At 58.8% G+C, this 18468-nt stretch carries 15 protein-coding genes; 12 read left to right on the top strand and 3 right to left on the bottom strand.

Annotated features, from left to right (window positions below; genetic code table 11):
• Positions 1 to 499: 499 nt before the first annotated feature.
• Positions 500 to 3136 (bottom strand): serine/threonine protein kinase, encoded by a 2637-nt coding sequence (locus KF708_07785; GenBank protein ID MBX3412572.1) that lies wholly within the window; start codon positions 3134 to 3136, stop codon positions 500 to 502.
• Positions 3133 to 3786, bottom strand: coding sequence for a sigma-70 family RNA polymerase sigma factor (locus tag KF708_07790; protein ID MBX3412573.1), 654 nt, complete (start codon positions 3784 to 3786; stop codon positions 3133 to 3135). Before KF708_07790 ends, KF708_07785 begins: the two co-directional genes overlap by 4 nt.
• 244 nt (positions 3787 to 4030) lie before the next feature.
• Between KF708_07790 and KF708_07795 the strand changes: the two genes are divergently transcribed.
• The 5 genes from KF708_07795 to KF708_07815 all read left to right on the top strand — a co-directional run bounded on the left by KF708_07795 (position 4031) and on the right by KF708_07815 (position 11344).
• Positions 4031 to 4669 carry a PEP-CTERM sorting domain-containing protein gene (locus tag KF708_07795; protein MBX3412574.1) on the top strand — a complete coding sequence of 213 codons (639 nt, stop codon included), beginning with the start codon at positions 4031 to 4033 and terminating at the stop codon, positions 4667 to 4669.
• 7 nt (positions 4670 to 4676) lie between these two features.
• Positions 4677 to 7253, top strand: coding sequence for a hypothetical protein (locus KF708_07800; protein MBX3412575.1), 2577 nt, complete (start codon positions 4677 to 4679; stop codon positions 7251 to 7253).
• Between the two features lie 309 nt (positions 7254 to 7562).
• Positions 7563 to 9863 carry a DUF3466 family protein gene (locus KF708_07805; protein ID MBX3412576.1) on the top strand — a complete coding sequence of 767 codons (2301 nt, stop codon included), beginning with the start codon at positions 7563 to 7565 and terminating at the stop codon, positions 9861 to 9863.
• Between the two features lie 29 nt (positions 9864 to 9892).
• Entirely contained in the window at positions 9893 to 10630 is a 738-nt protein-coding gene (locus tag KF708_07810; GenBank protein ID MBX3412577.1) for a hypothetical protein, read from the top strand.
• 459 nt (positions 10631 to 11089) lie between these two features.
• Positions 11090 to 11344 carry a helix-turn-helix transcriptional regulator gene (locus KF708_07815; GenBank protein MBX3412578.1) on the top strand — a complete coding sequence of 85 codons (255 nt, stop codon included), beginning with the start codon at positions 11090 to 11092 and terminating at the stop codon, positions 11342 to 11344.
• Here the strand turns inward: KF708_07815 and KF708_07820 are convergent.
• Positions 11341 to 11868, bottom strand: a complete 528-nt coding sequence (locus KF708_07820) for a hypothetical protein (GenBank protein ID MBX3412579.1) — start codon at positions 11866 to 11868, stop codon at positions 11341 to 11343. The genes KF708_07815 and KF708_07820 overlap by 4 nt on opposite strands.
• Before the next feature lie 186 nt (positions 11869 to 12054).
• Between KF708_07820 and KF708_07825 the strand changes: the two genes are divergently transcribed.
• From KF708_07825 to KF708_07855, 7 genes are all read left to right on the top strand, one after another.
• Positions 12055 to 12321: a hypothetical protein gene (locus tag KF708_07825; GenBank protein ID MBX3412580.1), complete on the top strand. Its 267-nt coding sequence runs from the start codon at positions 12055 to 12057 to the stop codon at positions 12319 to 12321.
• A gap of 392 nt (positions 12322 to 12713) precedes the next feature.
• Complete coding sequence (locus KF708_07830; protein ID MBX3412581.1) at positions 12714 to 13052, top strand: DUF1419 domain-containing protein; 339 nt, start codon at positions 12714 to 12716, stop codon at positions 13050 to 13052.
• A gap of 10 nt (positions 13053 to 13062) precedes the next feature.
• Positions 13063 to 13911, top strand: a complete 849-nt coding sequence (locus KF708_07835) for a hypothetical protein (GenBank protein MBX3412582.1) — start codon at positions 13063 to 13065, stop codon at positions 13909 to 13911.
• Positions 13912 to 13972: 61 nt separating this feature from the next.
• Positions 13973 to 14260, top strand: a complete 288-nt coding sequence (locus KF708_07840; protein ID MBX3412583.1) for a hypothetical protein — start codon at positions 13973 to 13975, stop codon at positions 14258 to 14260.
• Between the two features lie 11 nt (positions 14261 to 14271).
• A complete protein-coding gene (locus KF708_07845) occupies positions 14272 to 14499 on the top strand; it encodes a hypothetical protein (GenBank protein MBX3412584.1) in 228 nt (75 codons plus the stop codon).
• Positions 14500 to 15043: 544 nt separating this feature from the next.
• Positions 15044 to 17299, top strand: coding sequence for a DEAD/DEAH box helicase (locus KF708_07850; GenBank protein MBX3412585.1), 2256 nt, complete (start codon positions 15044 to 15046; stop codon positions 17297 to 17299).
• 188 nt (positions 17300 to 17487) lie between these two features.
• Positions 17488 to 18456 carry a tyrosine-type recombinase/integrase gene (locus tag KF708_07855; protein ID MBX3412586.1) on the top strand — a complete coding sequence of 323 codons (969 nt, stop codon included), beginning with the start codon at positions 17488 to 17490 and terminating at the stop codon, positions 18454 to 18456.
• The last annotated feature ends 12 nt before the right edge of the window (positions 18457 to 18468 follow it).

Genomic DNA, 18468 nt, shown 5'->3' on the forward strand with positions numbered 1-18468 from the left:
GTAATCCAATGACCCAGCCGCTTGGACCTCCCGCCAATACTGAGGCTCGGAGTGCCGCTTATCGCGCTGCGGACCTACTGGGGCGAATTCCCCCAGCCAGGCGACCTGCCGTGCTCACGGCCTGCCTTGCCGCTTTACCGTGCCAGTCGCTGGAAGAGAGCTTCGACCTCGGCCCAGTTCGCGCGGCCCTCTCGGAGGTTTGGGAGACGACAACGGGAGAATCGATCCCGTTTGGACTGCTTCGGTCGCTCCTCACGGGCGTTGACGTCCGGACGTGGACGATACTGGGAGCGACCATGACGGCACCGGGAACTGAGGCGATTGCTGCCATACTGCAGCAATTGCCCGCACAGCTCGTTCCACATGTCCGACCGTGATGCGATTAGGGCTCCGCTGGGAGGCCAACCGAGACTCTACAGCATTCCGGTCGCCCATAAACTCATGAGGCGCTGGAACCAATTTGCAATTAAGGGTGGCCTTGACTAACAACACTCCGGTGTCACGGGTCGACAGCCATCCCTTGAAGATCTGCGAGCTTTGCCAGACGATCCTCGATTGGCTTGCGACGCTGAAGGAGCGCTTTGTTTTCAGGATGTCGCTGCAACGTCTTGGTGATCCGGTCAATCCGGTCGATGGCGAATCGATAATTCTTCTCGGCATCGATCGAGTTCCCTGCACTTGACGCTTCGTCGCCGGCAAACACGAAGCATTCAGCCCAGGCGGCATACCCAGTAGCCGGCAACTTGCGGATGGCGTCGAGCCGCGCGAATAGTTCACTTGCCTTTACATATTGGTTCCGGGCAATGTCGGGTTGGTGCTTTTTGACCGCGAGCTCGGCATGACTAGCGCAGGCGAACGCCAACGTCCGCAACGAATTCGCATCAAGTGGCCGTTGTTGGTCTGCCTCGCACCAGACTTCGGTGCATCGCGCGTAAGCCGCCATTGCACGATCAACATCACCACTGCGCTCAAATATTGGCGCGAGGTCGGCCAACGTACCGGCCAGTGAACCCGGCACACTGGCATGATGATCTGGGCTGGCCATCAACATCTCCAGGTTCTCCGCCGCACGCTCAAGATACTCGGTTGCAATGTGGGATCGGTCTTTCAATCCCAATAGGCCAAATTGACGGTAAGCATTAGCCAAATGCAACCGAACCCAATTATCCTGCGGCGCAAGTTCGGACGCTCGCTGTAAGCTTGTCACCGAGGCCTGGAAAAAGCCGGCGGCATCATCGTGCTTGTGGTTTCGCCAAGCGATATCTCCCAGGAAGAGGTTGATTTGCCCAACCGTTGTTAGTTGATGCGGGGCGTCCCCATTCGCACTTAGTAGGCTCTCACACTCGGCGAGGCTCGCTTGAAATGTGCTGATTGCTTCTGGGCGTTGTCCAGCAATCAAGTAGCGACACCCAAGCTCATACAAAAAACCGGCGTACGTTCCTCGCAACCAGGGATTGGCAACGTCCGATGCCAGGATTTCATCGATTGTGCGTCGGCCATCGGCAACGGTGTCGACGGACCTGCCAGCCGCGACTTGCCGGTCGAGGCATCGCCGATACGTGAATAATGTCACCGCCAGCGACTGTCGGGATAGGTTGTCGTCGGGGTAACGGCGAAGGATATCGCACCAGAGCTTCAAACTAGTTTCGAGCGATTCGTGCGCAAGCTCATCATCGCCGGCCAACGACGCGCGCACCCCCCGCAGCGCCTGCGCCGCGGCACGTACGACCAGATCGACCGAGCCCGCGCCGTTTTCAATGCTGTGATGATAGTGTGGTTGCAGAAATTGACGCGCAAGCAGATGGCCGAGCGATTCATCGTTTTCCGAAGTGGCAGACATCGACAAATACCAGCTCATGTCCATCAACGACTGATAGGCCGCCAGCCGCTGATTCCAGGCATTGATCGCCTGTTGAGTCGCCGAGTGTCCCTGCTGTTGGGCTACCTCGGCGTGGCGGCGGACTTCGGTTGTCTGCCACAATATGCCGCCTGCCCCAAGCATCACCGCGGAAATCACCGCGGCCGAAAGACCGGCGAGTGCCGGACGCCGCCGGCACCAACGAATGGACGACTCCAAGTATCCCAGAGGCCGCGCTCTGACTGGAATTCCCTTCACAAAACGAGCCAGATCGTCGCGCAACTCCGCCGCCGACGCGTAACGGTCGACCGGAGTCTTCGCCAGGCACTTCAGGCAGATGGCCTGAAGATCAAGCGGCACGCGCCGCTCAAGGAGCCGAGCAGGTGTGACGTCTTCCTCTTGGATGCGTCGCAGCGTCACGCGAAAGTCACTATCGACAAACGGCGGCTCACCAACCAGTATCTCATAGAGCACTGAGCCCAGCGCGTAGACATCCGTGCCGACTCCCACTTCACGTTCGTTGCCCGCTGCTTGCTCGGGCGCCATATATCGCGGCGTGCCAATGGGATCCGCGCGATCGGCGCCATCCGACCCTTTGGCTAGCGAACGGGCCAGTCCGAAGTCGGTCAGGCGCGGGATGAATTCCTCGCTGTCGCCGTCCGTCGCTTCTACCTGCTGCGATAGAACGTTCGATGGTTTGATGTCGCGGTGCAAGATACCGCGCTGGTGAGCGTGCGCTACGGCATCGGCCAGGCGGGCGACTAACTGGGCCGCGCACACGGGCCCGACCGTTCCACCTTGAAGTCTCAGCCACTCGGCTAATGTCGGACCAGAGCAGTAGGCACTGGCAATATACACTAGGTTGTCGATCTCGCCGGCTTCGTGAACAGGCACGATCTGCGGGTGGTCGAGCCGCGCTGCGGCTTCGGCTTCGTTCAGCCATGCCCGTTTCAATCCGTCCGATCCCTGGAATCTCGGCCGTGGTATCTTCAAAGCTACGGGCCGATTCAGCGTGCGGTCGATCGCCAAGAACACCCAACCGAAGCCGCCTTGCCCTAGCTCTCGCTCGATTTGAAAGCGGCCGAAATGCGCCGTCGAGGCAGGCTTTCGCTCTGCTGCGTCAAATACGGGCGCACTGGCGGATTCCAACCAGCCAATTGCCGAACGCACACCATCGATCGATGGACATGACGACTGCCAGCCCCCCGAGCCATTCGTGAGGTACTCATAAATAGATTCTGGCGACGGAGTATCGTCGTCGTTTTCGTGGTTGCTCATGAGTCTGGATACTCGCGTCGATAGAGCTTGGTGAAGCGCGCAATAGCTCGCTTGAATCGCTTGCGAGCCGCCTCGGGCGTACAGTCGAGGCGTTCGGCGATTGCCTCCCATTCCAAACCATCCCACAGCCTTTGCCGGATAATCACTTGGTGCTTCTCCGGCAATTGCGTCAGAAGCAACTCGACTCGTTGTCGATCTTCCTGAAGCGTCGTAGCGTCCCGCTGTGCTGCGCTGCGCGCGGTGAGGAGGCTATCTAGCCTGTTCCAGGAGTCGAGGCCGTCGAGGGGTCGTTCGTGGCTGAGGCGACGTTTTTTCGCTCGCCAATAGTGCTTCCGGCTGGCCGAGATCCGTTCGTTGAGCAGTTCCCTAAGTTTTCCCGTGACCTCGTTGTCGGCGATCTGCTGGAACTCAGCCAGGCGTTTCAACGCCGCATGATGTGTTTCCTGGATCAGGTCCGACGTGTCGAATTTGTTACGCAAGGGATCGTTCGGTTGCCTGCGAGCCCAAATCCGCAGAAAGGGCCGGTAGAGCTGCAAGAGTTCGCCGAGCGCCGTCTCTGAGCCGTCCCGGATCTCGGCCAGCAACTGCCGCTTTTTTCGGCGCGGGACCGGCTTCGAGTCGTCGGACCCGTCGGAGGCAATCTCGTGCATCTGCCCACCGTTCGATTGGGGAACGATCGCAACTAGTTCCAGCAATAGTACTTATTGCGAGGGGGGCAATGCAAGCGCCCTCGGGCTTGGGACTCTAACAAAAAAATCTCGAAAAAAATCGTCCGGTCTGAGAAAAACCGGCCCATTAGACCCTAGGCCGTGTGCTTGCATCGCGGGACCGCTGCGCGCAGTGGGGAGGCATCAACGGCAAGTTGCACAACTACGACTAGCATTCGGAGTCACCATGAATCGAACGGTTACACGGCATATTATCGGCTTGCTTGCTGTAGTGAGTACCTGCAATTCGACGCCTCTGCGGGTGATGGCATCGCCAGTGTCGTTGAGCCTGAGCTCGCCAGACGACCTACAGCAAGTTCTTCCTGGTCAGATCGTTACCATTCAGTTGCATCTCACAGGCGTGACCGAAACCGAGAGACTTTCACTATTCGCTGCAACTGTCGCCTACGACGCTGGCTTGTTTGATGTGCCCCTAATTTCAAATGGCGACATTCTCCCAAATCCGCTGGCCGACCCATTGGACTTTTTAACGTTCGCAGATGCCGGCATAGCCGACGCGATCTTCTTTTCATTCAGCTCCGCTCCCAACGAACAGATTGAGAACGATGGCCTTTTCTATTCATTCTCCGTACAGGCAATTGCTGAAGGCACCGGGAGCTTTTCATTGGTGTTTGCTGATGCCGGCCTGTTCGATCCGGAGAATCCGGGCATGCCCATACCGGCCGATCTGATTATCGGCGAACAGCTGCCATTCGTAATTGTTGTCCCGGAACCAACGTCGCTCGCCATGCTTGCCACAGGTATTGCAGCACTGTTACTCATGCCGTTTGCCCGCCGCCGCGCACAACAACCAATCAAGAATTAGCATCGCCGTGCGCGCCGAAATTGCAACCACCACACTCACTAGGTTGAACATGAAACGATCAAGGTCGACTGAACGGCAAAGGCGACACCAGCGGGAACGACTGCGGATCGAGGCCCTGGAAAAACGAGAGCTGTTAACGGCGAGCAATGTCTTCGGTCAACACTATGGCGTCGTCGGCGGGCCATTCGAAGCCACCGCATTCAACCTCGCCGTCGATGCCTCGTCGTTCACGCTGGCAGGCGGCGACACGCAGGTCGGGTTTCGAGTGAAGGCCTTAGGTGACGAAATCCTCGATCCTGGGGTGGTATCCATTCGGACTGCCGGCGGCCAAGTTGTGATTCCGAAACTAGCGATTGCCGATCTATCCGGTGGGACCGAGAGCCTGACGATCGCCACGCTCACGCCCGGCGACTACAGAATCGAAGTCCGCGCGGAACGCGGCACCACAGGAGTCTTCGTCGTCGATACCTTCCTCGTAGGCGACACCAACGGCGATTTTGTCGTCGACCCAGCAGATATCAATCAGATTCGCCAGTCGTTTGGAGCGAGAAGAGGTTCCTCGTCGTATAAGGCAGAAGCTGACGCAAACCAGGATGGCGTGATCAATTCGCTGGATCTATCTTACGCAGTTCAGAATAACGGCGATGCTACGTCATTGCGGATCGAACGACCGAACGTCGTTTACTGGGATGGTGGAGCTGGAACACTGAATTGGAATGACCCGCTCAACTGGTCGCTCGACGTCCGACCGACGGCGAATGACCATGTCATCGTACCATTCACGACGCCATCCCCAATTGTGTTAGCCGGCGCAGGGGCGTCGGCATTTTCAGTATCGAGCATGGCGGCCATCGCGGTCAGCAACACATCGCTCACGGTCTCAAAGTCAACGCACATCGCGGCGCCGCTTGATATTGCCGGCGTCTCGGCTTCCGCAACGCTCAATGGCCTGACGAGTGCTCAAGAAATGTCCTTAAGGGACGGCGCGCTTTTGACTCATGGCGTTGGAGTGTTAAGCGGACTACAAGTTACGGTGTCAGAGAGAATTATCGTCGACGCCCTGTCCCGCATCGATGTAAATGGACGTGGGTATGCGGCACAAACTGGTCCGGGCGCGGGAACGGCCGGAGGTGTTGGATCGGCGGGCGCCAGCCATGGTGGACGTGGCGGCAACGGTTACTCTGGCAGTGGCGGTGGTGGCATCGCTGGCCCGACTTATGGATCGCTCTCCGAACCGATTGCCTTAGGCAGCGGCGGGGGTTCTCAGCGTGGCGGTGGCGCAATCCGCCTGAATGTTGGAGGCGAGCTGATCGTCGATGGAAGCATTGCCGCCAATGGCGTCAGTGGCAGTGGCGCTGGAGCAGGAGGAAGCATTTTCATCACTACGGATAGCTGGAGCGGCGCCGGTTCGATCACCGCCAATGGCGGCAGCTTCGTGTCTGGAGCCTACGGGAACGGTGGTGGAGGCGGTGGCCGCATTGCTGTTTACTATGAGCAGAAAGACTTCTTAGGAACGGTTTTGGCCCGTGGCGGCAGCGGGGTCGTGGGCGGTGCGGGAACGATCTACGAAAAGCGTTCGAGCGATACTCTGGCCACGATACGCATTGACAACGGCGGGGCCACCGCTGGCGGAACTGAAATCGTCGGCGCGCAAACTTGGGCCGCCAATGTCGTGATTACCGGCATGGCCCGACTCGTTCCGGTCACACTGCAACCGCTAGACCTCACCATCCTCGGATACCTGCAAATCGACACCAACGGAAGTATTGACGCCGATGGACGCGGGTATGGCGCGAATGCCGGCCCAGGCCGCGGTTGGAGCGATGGGGTCGTGGGTCGCGGTGGAGGTGGGTACGGCGGTGCGGGTGGGGGGGGATCGCTAGGTGGCTCAACTTACGGATCATCAGTCGCACCGCTCGACTTCGGAAGTGGCGGCGCTGATGGGGGACGCGGAGGCGGCGCGATCAAGCTCACTATCAGTCAATACCTACAATTGGACGGAACCATACGCGCCAACGGACTACAAGGCAGGTCCGGAGGATCAGGTGGCAGCATCTACATCATCACCGGCGCCTGGAGCGGAGCAGGCTTGATCAGTGCGAACGGAGGGTCACGAGATAGTGGCCCCTATCCGGGAGGCGCCGGTGGAGGCGGACGCATCGCCATCTACTACGGCATTTCGAACTTCACGGGCGTTGTGACCGCCGCTAATGGTTTTCCAGGCTCTGGCCAACCCGGAACGACCCATTTCTCCGGCGGCGCCGCCGCTCAGAACGACTCATTTTCTGCGGCGCCACTCACGGCCAGCGCCTTGCCTGCGGGTAAAGAGGAACAGCAGGTTCCCATCGGCAATCTCCAGACCGTTCAAACCCTCCATGAAGCTCAAGGTAGGCTGGCGCAACCAGTTCGCTCCTTACTTGAACACATGCATCGCATCGCTGCCAGCGTGCGAATATCAAACGCATCACGCGACGCTGTTTATTCTTCCCTTGAGGATTGGTTGTCAGAGGACAATGCCAGCCAGTTGTTGCTGAAGACAAATCAAAGTGTGTTGCGAGTCTCTGGCATCCGGAAACCAGCCTAGGCCAGGGTGCAACGTTCCCCAGCGGCGGTGCCGGCTGTCTGAGCCGCGGACGAATTTTTCCCAATGCAATCGAGACGCTACTGACGCCCTGCCACAACTCGCGCCGTCTCTCTCGGCCCTAGGTGTCTTTACTTTCGCGCCTGCGCGAAACATTGCATTTGGTCTGCCTGGGCATGGCGCTCGCACTCCGTAAGCACAGTGAACAGCAGGTCACGTCTTGCCGCGGCGCGCGGGCCGAACTTCGTCATTTTTTTCTAACGACTCATTGGGCACGTCATATTCGCATCCACTGGCCACAAGGTTCACACCATGCATCGTTCGAAAATCGCCGCCGTGACCGCGCGCGCGTCCGTCAGAATCACCCTGGCCGCGCGCGGGGAAGGTCGCCGGCTGATCCGGTGGATCGGGGGCATCGGCCTTGTTGTCTGCCTGGCGACAGTTACCCCGGCAAGCGCTGCGCCGCCAACTTACCAAATTATTGACATTGGATTGACGGGAGCCGAGCACACCCGCGACGACGGTTACAAGGACAGCCTATCGCAGCATCTCAACGAGGCGGGGCAGGTGATTGGTTATTCCATGCGCTACAACGGCGGCAGCACCCAGCTCGGCCGCTCGGCGTGGCTATTCGACGGATCGACCACCCAAAATGTCGGATTCTCGGGCGCCGAGCACACTCGTGACGACGGGTTCCAGTTCAGCGAACCGCAGCAACTCAATGAGGCCGGGCAGGTGATGGGCTTCACAGACCGCTACAACGGCGGCAGCACCACTCTTGGCCGATCCGCCTGGCTGTACGACGGTTCGACGACGTTGATTATCGGACTCTTGGACACCGAACATACCCGCAGCGACGGGTACAGGTTAACTTGGGCCGATAGCCTCAACGAGGCCGGGCAGGTGATCGGCAGGTCAGAGCGCTACATTGGCATTGTCGGATATGGCCGATCGGCCTGGCTGTTTGATGGATCGACCACATGGAACATCGGTCTGGTAGGCGCCGAACACACCCGCGACGACGGGTACAAATACAGCGAACCGCAGCAGCTCAACGAGGCCGGGCAGGTGATCGGCAGTTCAATTATCTACGACGGTGGCAGCTATTATTATGGTATTGGCCAATCTGCCTGGCTGTACGACGGCGCGACGACGCTGAACATCGGCCTGGTAGATGCCGAGCATTCCAGCGGCGGCGGGTCCAGGTACAGCGAATCGAAGCAGCTCACCAATGCCGGGCAGGTGATCGGCACATCACAGCGCTACAGCGGAATTGGTGGATATGGCCAATCTGCCTGGCTGTACAACGGCTCGACGACACTGATCATCGGGCTCGTTGACGCCGAACACACCAGTGTGTATGAGGACAAGTACAGCGAACCCCAGCAGCTCAACGAAGCCGGGCACGTGATCGGCACATCACAGCGCTACGACGCGAACTTCACTTTTGGCCAATCCGCCTGGCTGTACAACGGCTCGACCACGCTGAATATCGGACTGCTGGACGCCGAACACACCCGCAACGACGGGCGCAAGTACAGCGATCCCGTGCAGCTCAACAATGCCGGGCAGGTGATCGGCTACTCTGAGCGCTACAACGGCGGCAGCACCACTCTTGGCCTGTCCGCCTGGCTGTACGACGGCTCGACCACGCTGAATATCGGACTCTCTGGCGCCGAACATACGCGCAACGATGGGTACCAGTCCAGCGGTGCGTGGCAGCTCAACGAAGCCGGGCAGGTCATTGGTTCCTCAATCCGCTACAACGGCGGCAGCGTTACTCTTGGCAACTCCGCCTGGCTGTACGACGGCTCGACCACGCTGAATATCGGACTCACTGGCGCCGAACATACGCGCAACGATGGGTACCAGTACAGCGGTGCGTGGCAGCTCAACGAAGCCGGGCAGGTCATTGGTTCCTCAAACCGCTACAACGGCGGCAGCACCGCTCTTGGCCAGTCCGCCTGGCTATACGACGGCTCGACCACGCTGAACATCGGACTCGTGAGCGCTGAACATTCCAGGGACGACGGGACCAAGGGCAGCACAGCGCAACAGCTTAACGAGGCCGGGCAGGTCATCGGCTACTCGGTACGTTTCTACGGCGACGCATACCTCGGGCAAGATGCCTGGGTCTACGATCCGGTCCTGGGCACGATTCCCCTGCAACTTTCGGTACGCGACGACGGCTATGCATACAGCAGCGCCCAGTTTCTGGGCGCGGATGGCGTGACGCTAGGCCTTTACTCGCTTTACGACGGAATGACCACGGTCGGAACACGTGCCTTCTACTGGAGCGCCAGCGATGGGCTGTGGGACCTGGGGGCACTGGTGGACGGAGGCTTGTCGGCCAACGGTTGGGAGCACCTGGCCCGTGGAATGCGCGCCAACGGCCTGGGCTATATCAGCGGCTACGGCTTGGCCGCCGGCCTGCCGCCCGGCAGCCGCTCTGAGTTTCTGATGGTTCCCGTGCCCGAGCCCGGCTCGCGGTTGCTCGCTTGTCTAGGCGTCGCGTGCCTCATGGCACTCGTCGTCGGCCGACCCGCGACGCAACATCATTGGAGGCGAAATCCATTTACGTTACGTGGAGCAACGAACCAATGCAATTCCTGAGATGGTGCCTGTCCTGCCTGGTAATGTGCATGATGGCAAATCAAGCCACGGCCACCGAGTTACGCGAACTCGTGTTCGAGATCGATCCCGAGCGATCGTACCTGACATACTCGGGCTACGCATTCGAGCAGGTCACCACATTATACCCGGGGAGCCTGACCGCTAACGTATCAGGACAACTGTATGGATTCCACCAGCGCGAAAGCACCAGCGTAATCGCCTATTTCGACAGTCACTTGACTCGCTGGGCGACGCTTCAAGTCGACGATCCCAAGCCGATTCCCATTGAGCCATGGCAACAATACCAAGCATCCTTTGTTGGTGGGGCGAACTGGGGCCCGTTTGCTTTCGATGTCACGCAAGTCGAACTCCATTCTTATAGAACTTACGCCACCTACGACCTTATCGACGTAGAACCGAATACCGACTTTGTGTTCAACCTGGCGGGCGAAACGGTTGACCTGCGCGGCTACAAGACGAACGAGTTAGGCTTTTCAGCCTTCGGCTCAGGAACCCTTGCCTGGACAACTGAGCAAATTAGCTGGCGATACGATCTTGTTGGCAATGTCGCCACAATCACCATTCCGTTGCCTATGGATTCCGAAGGCTGGAGTGGACAACTCGTCGCCACGACGCTGCTGGTCTCGGAGCCATCCACGGCGCTGCTCGCCGGCTTCGCGACCAGCTGCCTGGCCTTAGCCAGAATCGCGCGATCTCGACGCCTATGTAAAGCAGCAGAATCGCATTACGAAAGTGCTGTGACCTAAGATCGCCGCACTTGCAGTACGCGTCGTCACGAGTCACCCGCGATTCGTCCACACCCATCCGCGCTGTCTATGTGATTTCGATTAAACAACGCGAAATCCGAAGTACGATCAGCAGCTGACCTACTCTTTTCAAGCTGCGGCAGCAAATCCCTGTCGGCTTGGCAAAGGCATGCCGCCCCCCAAGACAGGATCCTCCCCAGGCCCTAACGGCCAGCGTCAAAGCCGCGCCCTGAATCCGCTATCGCTTCGCGGTAGACTTTCGGCGATTGGTTCGCTTGTCGTTTGCGGCGCGGACAGATTCCGTCGCTTTTACTGGCGTCTTCGGTGGGTGACTGCCATTGGACATGACACGGCTCCTTCAAAAAAAGAGAATGCAGAAGCTACCGTCGGCTGTAATCTAGAATGGACTAGTCCTATTTGGAATCTAACGACTGTGGAAGCCCGAAGCAAGCAGATCCTATGACAAAATCACGCTCGACCGACGAATTCCAACTGTTGGCGATGTTGCTGCGAAGGCACCGCGAGGCCGCGGGGCTCACGCAGGTCGATATGGCCGAGCGGCTCGGCGAGACCCAGTCGTACGTCAGCAAATGCGAGCGGGCCGACCGCCGTGTCGATCTGGTGCAACTGCGGCGGTTCTGCCGCGCCATCAAAGTCCCTCTGGTGGAATTCGTCCAAGAGTTCGAACGACTCGCATCCCGACCGCGTCGCTAGTCGGGGACACCCCCCACCTGGCCCAGCATCTGCCCTGTCCGCTCATAGTAGCGGCGAAGGCAATCACGAGACGTTGCCAGGAGAATCAGTTCGACGACGGTCCAGCCGCAAAGCGTACACGGCGACCACATGCCGTGGCTCCATTGATCGGCCAGACTGTAGAACGCACTGGCCAGCACCATGCAACCGTAAAACTGGTAATAGCGGTAGTTGTGGTCGACGGCAAGTTGAAACGCTTCCAGGTGTCGCTGGAGATGAGCGAAGTTCAGTCTCGGGGGAACGAGTCCCGTCAAATGCAGAAGCGAATCGAGCATCACCCAGCGGAAGGCGTTCACCACCAAGCCCGCCGCCAGCGATGCGACCACCACATAGAGAAACCCACCCACGGTCGGGCTGCTAGTGGGATCGACCGACATCCAGGTCGCGACTGGCTCCGAATATCGACTCGCTCCAGCTAGGCACACGAAGCCTGGCACCACATAGGCCACCACCAGTCCAAAATTGCGTTCCAACGAATCGTGCATGCAGAATCCTCAAGCTCTACGGCAACTTGAGCAGTAGCACGACATAGCGGCATCCGACAATCGGAAAACATTCGTGCCCGTTGCAACGAGCTGCCCGCTTCTTAAGTCACCTCGATTCGCCACCGCCCCATATCACCTCCCAGAGGCAAGCCTGGTGCGGCTTTCTCTTTTTTCCGGAGGTGTGAAATGGCAAGTTCCAAACCGCGTCCGATCCACGAGGTGCGCCTGGGCAGTGTCAAGGCAGCCGTGTGGCAGAACGAGACCAGCAGTGGAACCCGCTACAGCGTCACGTTGCAGCGGTTGTACAAGGATGACTCTGGCAAGTGGCAGTCGTCGGAAAGCTTCGGCCGTGACGATTTGCCAATCGTGGAAAAGGTGTGCCATATGGCCTACCTCTACATCCACGAAACGATGGAGGAGCGCAAGGCGGTCCAACAGGAATCCGCCGCGTAAATCCAGTTCGAGCGTTTCGGACGAAGAGGCACGAGCGTTTTTCGCCGCACCAGGTGACGCCTCTTCCTCGCTCTTTCTCAGCCCTGTTCTCGGGTAGACGAACGCAGCCACCGCTCGCCGGATGGCCGTCAGTGGACGGTCGTCTCACGAGACCGGTGGCGTGCATGCCATGAAGGTTTTTCCTCCCTGGGGAAAAGCCCGCCGCCGCCCTCTCTCAGCGTAACACACCGGGCAAGGTCCGCCGCGCAAGCGCGGCTGCTGCTTTCCGCTGCGCGGAAAGACTCCACCTTGCCTGCGGTGTGTTGGACCGCTGGTCGGGCTGTCGGCAGGCCCACTCACTTTCAACCGGACTCTCGATGCCGAAGAGAGTTCACCTTCCTAGGGAGATTGTTATGTCCAACACCGAACGTAGACCTGATTCGAAACTCTTGCTGGCCGATTTGCTGGCTGGCCACGTCGAACCGCTGCCTGACCAAGAACTCTCTTGGTCGGAGACGATCGACTGGCTGCATGTCGAGGGACGCATCGTTGAAGTCTCTGCCGAGACCTACGATTACTTTCTCGATGTGCTGCCGCCTCGCTACATGCGGGGAAGCCTGTTCGCGTTCTGCGAAGGGTATGACCGCTTCCTGCTCTTCTGGAAAGCGGGTGGTAAGTACCTCGCGCGGCAGCTCTCTGACGACGAGACCAAGAGCTTCTGCCGTGTCACCGGCGCTTCTCAAGCGAATTAGGGAGGCCGCCATGAAACACGAAGAAGCCAAACAAGTCGCAGACGAGGCCCTAGCCAGTCTGGCCGAGGAATTGGCCGCTGGTCGCAGCCAAAAACTTCTCGATTACCTGGCTGTTATGGGACGCTTCCATCACTACAGCTTTGGAAACGTCCTCCTGATTGCCATCCAAAGGCCCGATGCCACGCATGTGGCCGGGTTCAACGCTTGGAAAAAGCTGGGGCGCTTCGTCAAGAAAGGGGAGAAGGGGATCACGATCCTCGCCCCCCTGATCTACAAGCGCAAGTCCGACGAAGAAGGCCAACGTTCCGCCGACGAATCCGAGAAGGTCACTGTGCTTCGCGGATTCAAGGCGGTCCACGTCTTCGATGTGTCGCAAACCGACGGCCAGCCGTTGCCGGAATTCGCTTCCGTCAACGGTGACCCCGGAGAGTACACCGAGAAGCTCAAGGCGCTGATCGCCCGACAGGGGATTGAGCTGGTCTACGAAGACACGCTCATGGGCGCCGAGGGTCGCTCGGAAGGGGGCCGGATCACGTTACGGACTGGCCTCAGTCACGCCAAGGAGTTTGCCGTGCTGGTTCACGAACTCGCACACGAACAACTCCACAAAGGGGATCGTCGCCAACAGACGACTAAGACCATTCGGGAAACCGAGGCCGAGGCTGTCGCTTACGTAGTCGCCAAAGGGATCGGGCTCAATACGAGCAGCGCTGCCAGCGACTACATCCAATTGTACCAGGGCACGACCGAGACCTTGGCCGAATCGTTGGACTACATCCAGCGGGTCGCAACCGAGATCCTCTCGACCTTGCTCGCCAAACCCGCTTCAGAAGCGGACGAGGTGCCAGATGCTGCATAGTCGAAGAGTGTGGGTACTGACTCCCGTTAATTCCGCCGACGAATTGGCGGAAATGCTTGTCATGAGCACCTGGACTGGTTGCTCCGCCTTCAGCGTTGGTGGTTACTTCTTTTTGAATGACGCCACTTGCGCGGATGGCGCTCAGGAGTATGCGGTCGTTCGGCAACTTGCCGACGGCCGCTACGAGCAGATCGAAAGCATCACGTTCTCGTGGTGCAGTCCGCAGTCCGGACTTGAACTCATTCAGCGAGTGCTCGCTGGCGAGTTCGACCAGGCTGATTATCGGCGCGAAGTGCAGCCCAGGCTCCAGACGCCTGAGCAGCACGGACGTTGTCATCTATGCGCCTGAGGAGAGCCCCCATGCCGACTCAGCACGACAACATCGTGCCCGAAGTACAACGACTTCGCGAAGAAGTCCGAGTGCTTCGGGACGTTCTGGATGAGATTCGTGACGAGCTGATTTGGGCGATCCGCAATGAGCGGCTGCTTTTCGTGCGCACCGAAACAACGTGCGCACCGTCTGAAGCTTCGGACGAATCAGCCGATCCACCTGCGACAGGCCCAGTCCGTCAAATCGAACTTTGGTGAACGGAAAGGAGGTTTTCTACGAGGCCCATTCCATGCACGCCGCTGGGCCTCACCATCCTCCGCGCAATAAAGGCCCCTGGAGCAGGTCCATCTGCGCCAGGGTGCCACATGGAGGATACATGCTCGCTCAGTCGTAAGGAGCGGGCGCAAGAGTTGTACTGATCTCAGCTTGAGTCCGTCAATCTCGCTAGCATCACGCTGATGGCATTTGCTTGCCCCTCGGGAATCGGACCAACAAAGGCAGGTGGCATTGAGCCTTCTCTGGCCCGTCACGCGCCGGGGCCAAGGGGCCTGGCGGCCCTCAGCGGGGCGAGCCCCGACGGATGACAGGCCGACGAAGGCAGGTGAACCCGCTTTCCGCCACGGACGGGCCTGGCCGGCAAATGCCGCACGATTACTTCACGTTCCCTGTCCCATCGCAATCCGCGCTGTTCGTACGCTACACTTTTCAACGGTAACAGCGCACTGTGTGGACACGGCGTCAATTTCACAATCCGATTCCTAGCGCTTCACGAAGGCCGCTGCCCCCAAGGGTCTCACTTGGATGCAATCAGCAACCAGCACTTCTGAAACAGCCCGGCAATCGTGGCTCAGTTGGGTGTGGTTTGGCGCGACGCCGAAACAACGCGAATTGCAAACCCAAGCAGTCGATATTGCCTGGAATTTGAAACATTTGCGCAGCCAATTGGCCGACGTGCGCGCCTCGTCAGAGCAGGCGATTCAGGAAGCGGTTGCCGACCTCCGAGAACAGGTGATTGCCTCTGCGCTGCAAGAGATGCCCGTCGAACGCCTCAAGGATCTCACAAAATCTGTCCGAGTCCGACTCTTGGAGTCTCATGGCTTCTGCACCATCGCTGACCTGCGTGGCGTGTCTTCCGCTCGACTACAGCAGATTCATGGCATCGGCCCGGCCTCGGCCGTTCAGATCGTGCAGGCGGTCAGCCAACTGCAAGCGATTCTTCAAAATCAGCGACTAGAGCTTCCACCGCCGTCTGAAATTGGCCCGGAGCATGCCGCCGTCTTGCGAGCCACTTATCGGCGCATTCGCTGCCGCGATGTAACTCCTGGGATCCTGGCCGAACTGCAATCGGCCGTGTCTGACTTTAACGAGCCACTACGCAAGACCAAGCGTGCCGGGGGCTGGTGGAACCGGATCCTGAATCGGGATAACACCCAACGCCAAGTGAATTCCGATTTCGATGGACTGTCCTGCCTAGTCGAATCATCTCAATACCAAGATCTCAGCATCCGCGCGCAAGCCCTACTGGAAAGCCTTGATCCCCCGGCGAGTATTTCGGCAGTAGTCGACGACTACCGCAGCCGTTATGCCGACTATTTTGCCATCCTCGACCGCTACCTAGATGCAAAGCCACAGATAGGTACGAACGGCGAAATGTCACACCGAGGTCCACATGGCGGGGTGCCCGACCAGATTGCCGAGGCAGTTGAGGCAATGGTCCTCTCCTTAGATTCACTAAGGGTCGATCTGCGCGGGTACCAAGAGTTCGGCGCCAAATACATGATCCACCAGCAGCGCACAGTGCTGGGGGACGAAATGGGACTGGGCAAGACCATCCAGGCACTGGCCGTCATCACCCACCTTAGAAATACAGAAGAAGCTAGTCATTTCCTCATCGTCTGTCCGGCCAGCATCGTCGGCAACTGGACCCGAGAGATCAACAATCGCACAGACATTCCTTTGCGGCTCGTGCATGGCGACGGACGCGATAACACGTTCCGGCAATGGCAACGCGATGGCGGAATTGCACTTACCTCGTACGAGACGCTACGTTCGCTCGACGATCTGACACGCACCCCCATACACTTCCTCGTCGCCGACGAAGCCCACTACATTAAGAATCCCCAGGCACAACGGAGCATCAATGTCAAACGGCTTACATCGATCAGCGACCGTCTCGCCCTGATGACAGGGACCGCGCTTGAGAATCATCCGCGTGAATTCGTCAACTTGATTGGCGTGTGCAATGACACCTTGGGGCGGACACTCGCTGCGGAAACTGGAAACTCATTTGGTACCGCGCTCGGAGCCAAGCGGTTTGAAAAGATGGTTAGCGCGGCCTACCTGCGACGCAACCAAGAAGACGTACTCCATGAATTACCCGAAGCAATCGAAGTTGATGAATGGGTCGAATTGGAGGATCACGATCGCTCGCATTACTTGCGAGCTGTCGAGTCTCGCAATGTCATGGCGATGCGGCAGGCAGCTAACGGTCACGTCGTAAACAGCGCCAAACTCGCCCGTCTGGACGAGCTGATCAGCCAGTATCGAGACGACGGCCGAAAGATCGTAATCTTCTCATTCTTCTTGCGTAGTCTCGACTTGGTCGGCGAACTGCTCGGAACCCATTTCCGTATCGACGGCAGCGTTCCGGCACACCAACGCAACCAGGTCATTGATGGCTTCTTCCAATCCGAAGGCTTTGCTCCGCTCATCTGCCAGATCACGGCAGGCGGCGTCGGCATTAATCTCCAATGCGCGTCGGTCGTCGTATTGCTCGAACCGCAGTACAAGCCAACCTCTGAATGGCAAGCCATTAAGCGAGTCCATCGCATGGGGCAAAGCAATCCAGTCGTCGTGCACCGATTCTTGGCTCGCGATACGGTTGACGAGAGCTTGCGAGCACTTGTTGGCCGCAAAACCGCGCTGTTCAATGACTATGCGCGCGAAAGCGCGATCAAAGATGCCAGCCCAGCAGCTACCGATACCACTGATGCCGCACTGACTCGGCAACTGCTGGAAATCGAACTTGCTCGTCGCTCCACGGTCAAAGCCGGCTAAGTTGATTGACGCGTAGCCAGGCCCATCGGCACTGACTGGCGATCGAAAGACCGTGTGACTACGCGCTAAATCGTGATTTAGCTTGCTGAAAGGGCTTGCGCACTACTCTGGAAATTGCGCATCATAAAGGACGTTATGCGGCATTGTTGGGCTTGTCAGACTGGTGTCGATCGGGGCATGGTTTTCGGGTGACCAAGACGACTCTCCCAAGTCAAAGTACCGCCGACGCGATCACTGTTCCAAGGTTAATTGCCGCAGCCGGTCCCGATGGTGTTCGCCGCTTCGTCGAGTTCTTCGTGGCCAACATTCGAAATGGCAACACCCGCGAGGCCTATGCTCGGGCGGTTGCGAACTTCCTCGATTGGGCCGAGTCACGTGGCGTTCGAAAGCTCGCTGATATTCAGCCGGTCGTCGTGGCCAGTTATGTCGAAGACCTCGGCACCGCCTACGAGGCACCCACCGTCAAGCAGCACCTCGCGGCGGTTCGGATGCTTTTCGACTGGCTAGTTGTCGGACAAATTGTGCCTGCCAATCCGGCAAGTTCGGTACGTGGTCCAAAGCACGTCGTCAAGAGAGGCAAGACGCCCGTTCTCACTGCCGACCAAGCCCGCCAACTTCTCGACTCGATCGACCTATCGACGATTGTAGGACTTCGCGACCGAGCATTGATTGGCGTCATGGTCTACAGCTTCGCCCGAGTCTCCGCCGCCATTTCGATGCGTGTCGAGGACTACTTCTCCGAAGGCAAGCGTTGGTGGCTGCGACTTCACGAAAAAGGTGGCAAGCGCCACGAAGTCCCGACGCACCACAACGCCGAGGCCTACCTCGACGCCTACATCCACGCCGCCAAGATCGCTGGTGAGAAGCGGTCTCCCCTCTTCCGCACAATTAATCGTCACGGCCGGCTCACGAACCGTCCCATGTCCCGCAATGATGCCCTGCGAATGGTCAAGCGGCGCTGCCGGGCCATTGGGCTCCCCACCTCGATTTGCAACCACTCGTTCCGAGCGACGGGTATCACGGCCTACCTGGAAAACGGCGGCACCATCGAAAACGCCCAGGCCATCGCCGCCCACGAATCCCCCAGGACGACCAAGCTCTACGACCGGACCAGAGATGAACTGACTCTCGACGAAATCGAGCGGATCGCAATTTAACAGCCGATGGTT

The organism is Pirellulales bacterium (assembly GCA_019636335.1).
GTDB lineage: Bacteria > Planctomycetota > Planctomycetia > Pirellulales > JAEUIK01 > JAHBXR01.

Excerpts from the sequence above, each read along its gene's own strand:
- KF708_07785 (MBX3412572.1), bottom strand. The coding sequence starts at position 3,136 with ATGAGCAACCACGAAAACGACGACGATACTCCGTCGCCAGAATCTATT.
- KF708_07790 (MBX3412573.1), bottom strand. The coding sequence starts at position 3,786 with ATGCACGAGATTGCCTCCGACGGGTCCGACGACTCGAAGCCGGTCCCG.
- KF708_07795 (MBX3412574.1), top strand. The coding sequence starts at position 4,031 with ATGAATCGAACGGTTACACGGCATATTATCGGCTTGCTTGCTGTAGTG.
- KF708_07805 (MBX3412576.1), top strand. The coding sequence starts at position 7,563 with ATGCATCGTTCGAAAATCGCCGCCGTGACCGCGCGCGCGTCCGTCAGA.
- KF708_07810 (MBX3412577.1), top strand. The coding sequence starts at position 9,893 with ATGATGGCAAATCAAGCCACGGCCACCGAGTTACGCGAACTCGTGTTC.
- KF708_07815 (MBX3412578.1), top strand. The coding sequence starts at position 11,090 with ATGACAAAATCACGCTCGACCGACGAATTCCAACTGTTGGCGATGTTG.
- KF708_07820 (MBX3412579.1), bottom strand. The coding sequence starts at position 11,868 with ATGCACGATTCGTTGGAACGCAATTTTGGACTGGTGGTGGCCTATGTG.
- KF708_07825 (MBX3412580.1), top strand. The coding sequence starts at position 12,055 with ATGGCAAGTTCCAAACCGCGTCCGATCCACGAGGTGCGCCTGGGCAGT.
- KF708_07830 (MBX3412581.1), top strand. The coding sequence starts at position 12,714 with ATGTCCAACACCGAACGTAGACCTGATTCGAAACTCTTGCTGGCCGAT.
- KF708_07835 (MBX3412582.1), top strand. The coding sequence starts at position 13,063 with ATGAAACACGAAGAAGCCAAACAAGTCGCAGACGAGGCCCTAGCCAGT.
- KF708_07840 (MBX3412583.1), top strand. The coding sequence starts at position 13,973 with ATGAGCACCTGGACTGGTTGCTCCGCCTTCAGCGTTGGTGGTTACTTC.
- KF708_07845 (MBX3412584.1), top strand. The coding sequence starts at position 14,272 with ATGCCGACTCAGCACGACAACATCGTGCCCGAAGTACAACGACTTCGC.
- KF708_07850 (MBX3412585.1), top strand. The coding sequence starts at position 15,044 with ATGCAATCAGCAACCAGCACTTCTGAAACAGCCCGGCAATCGTGGCTC.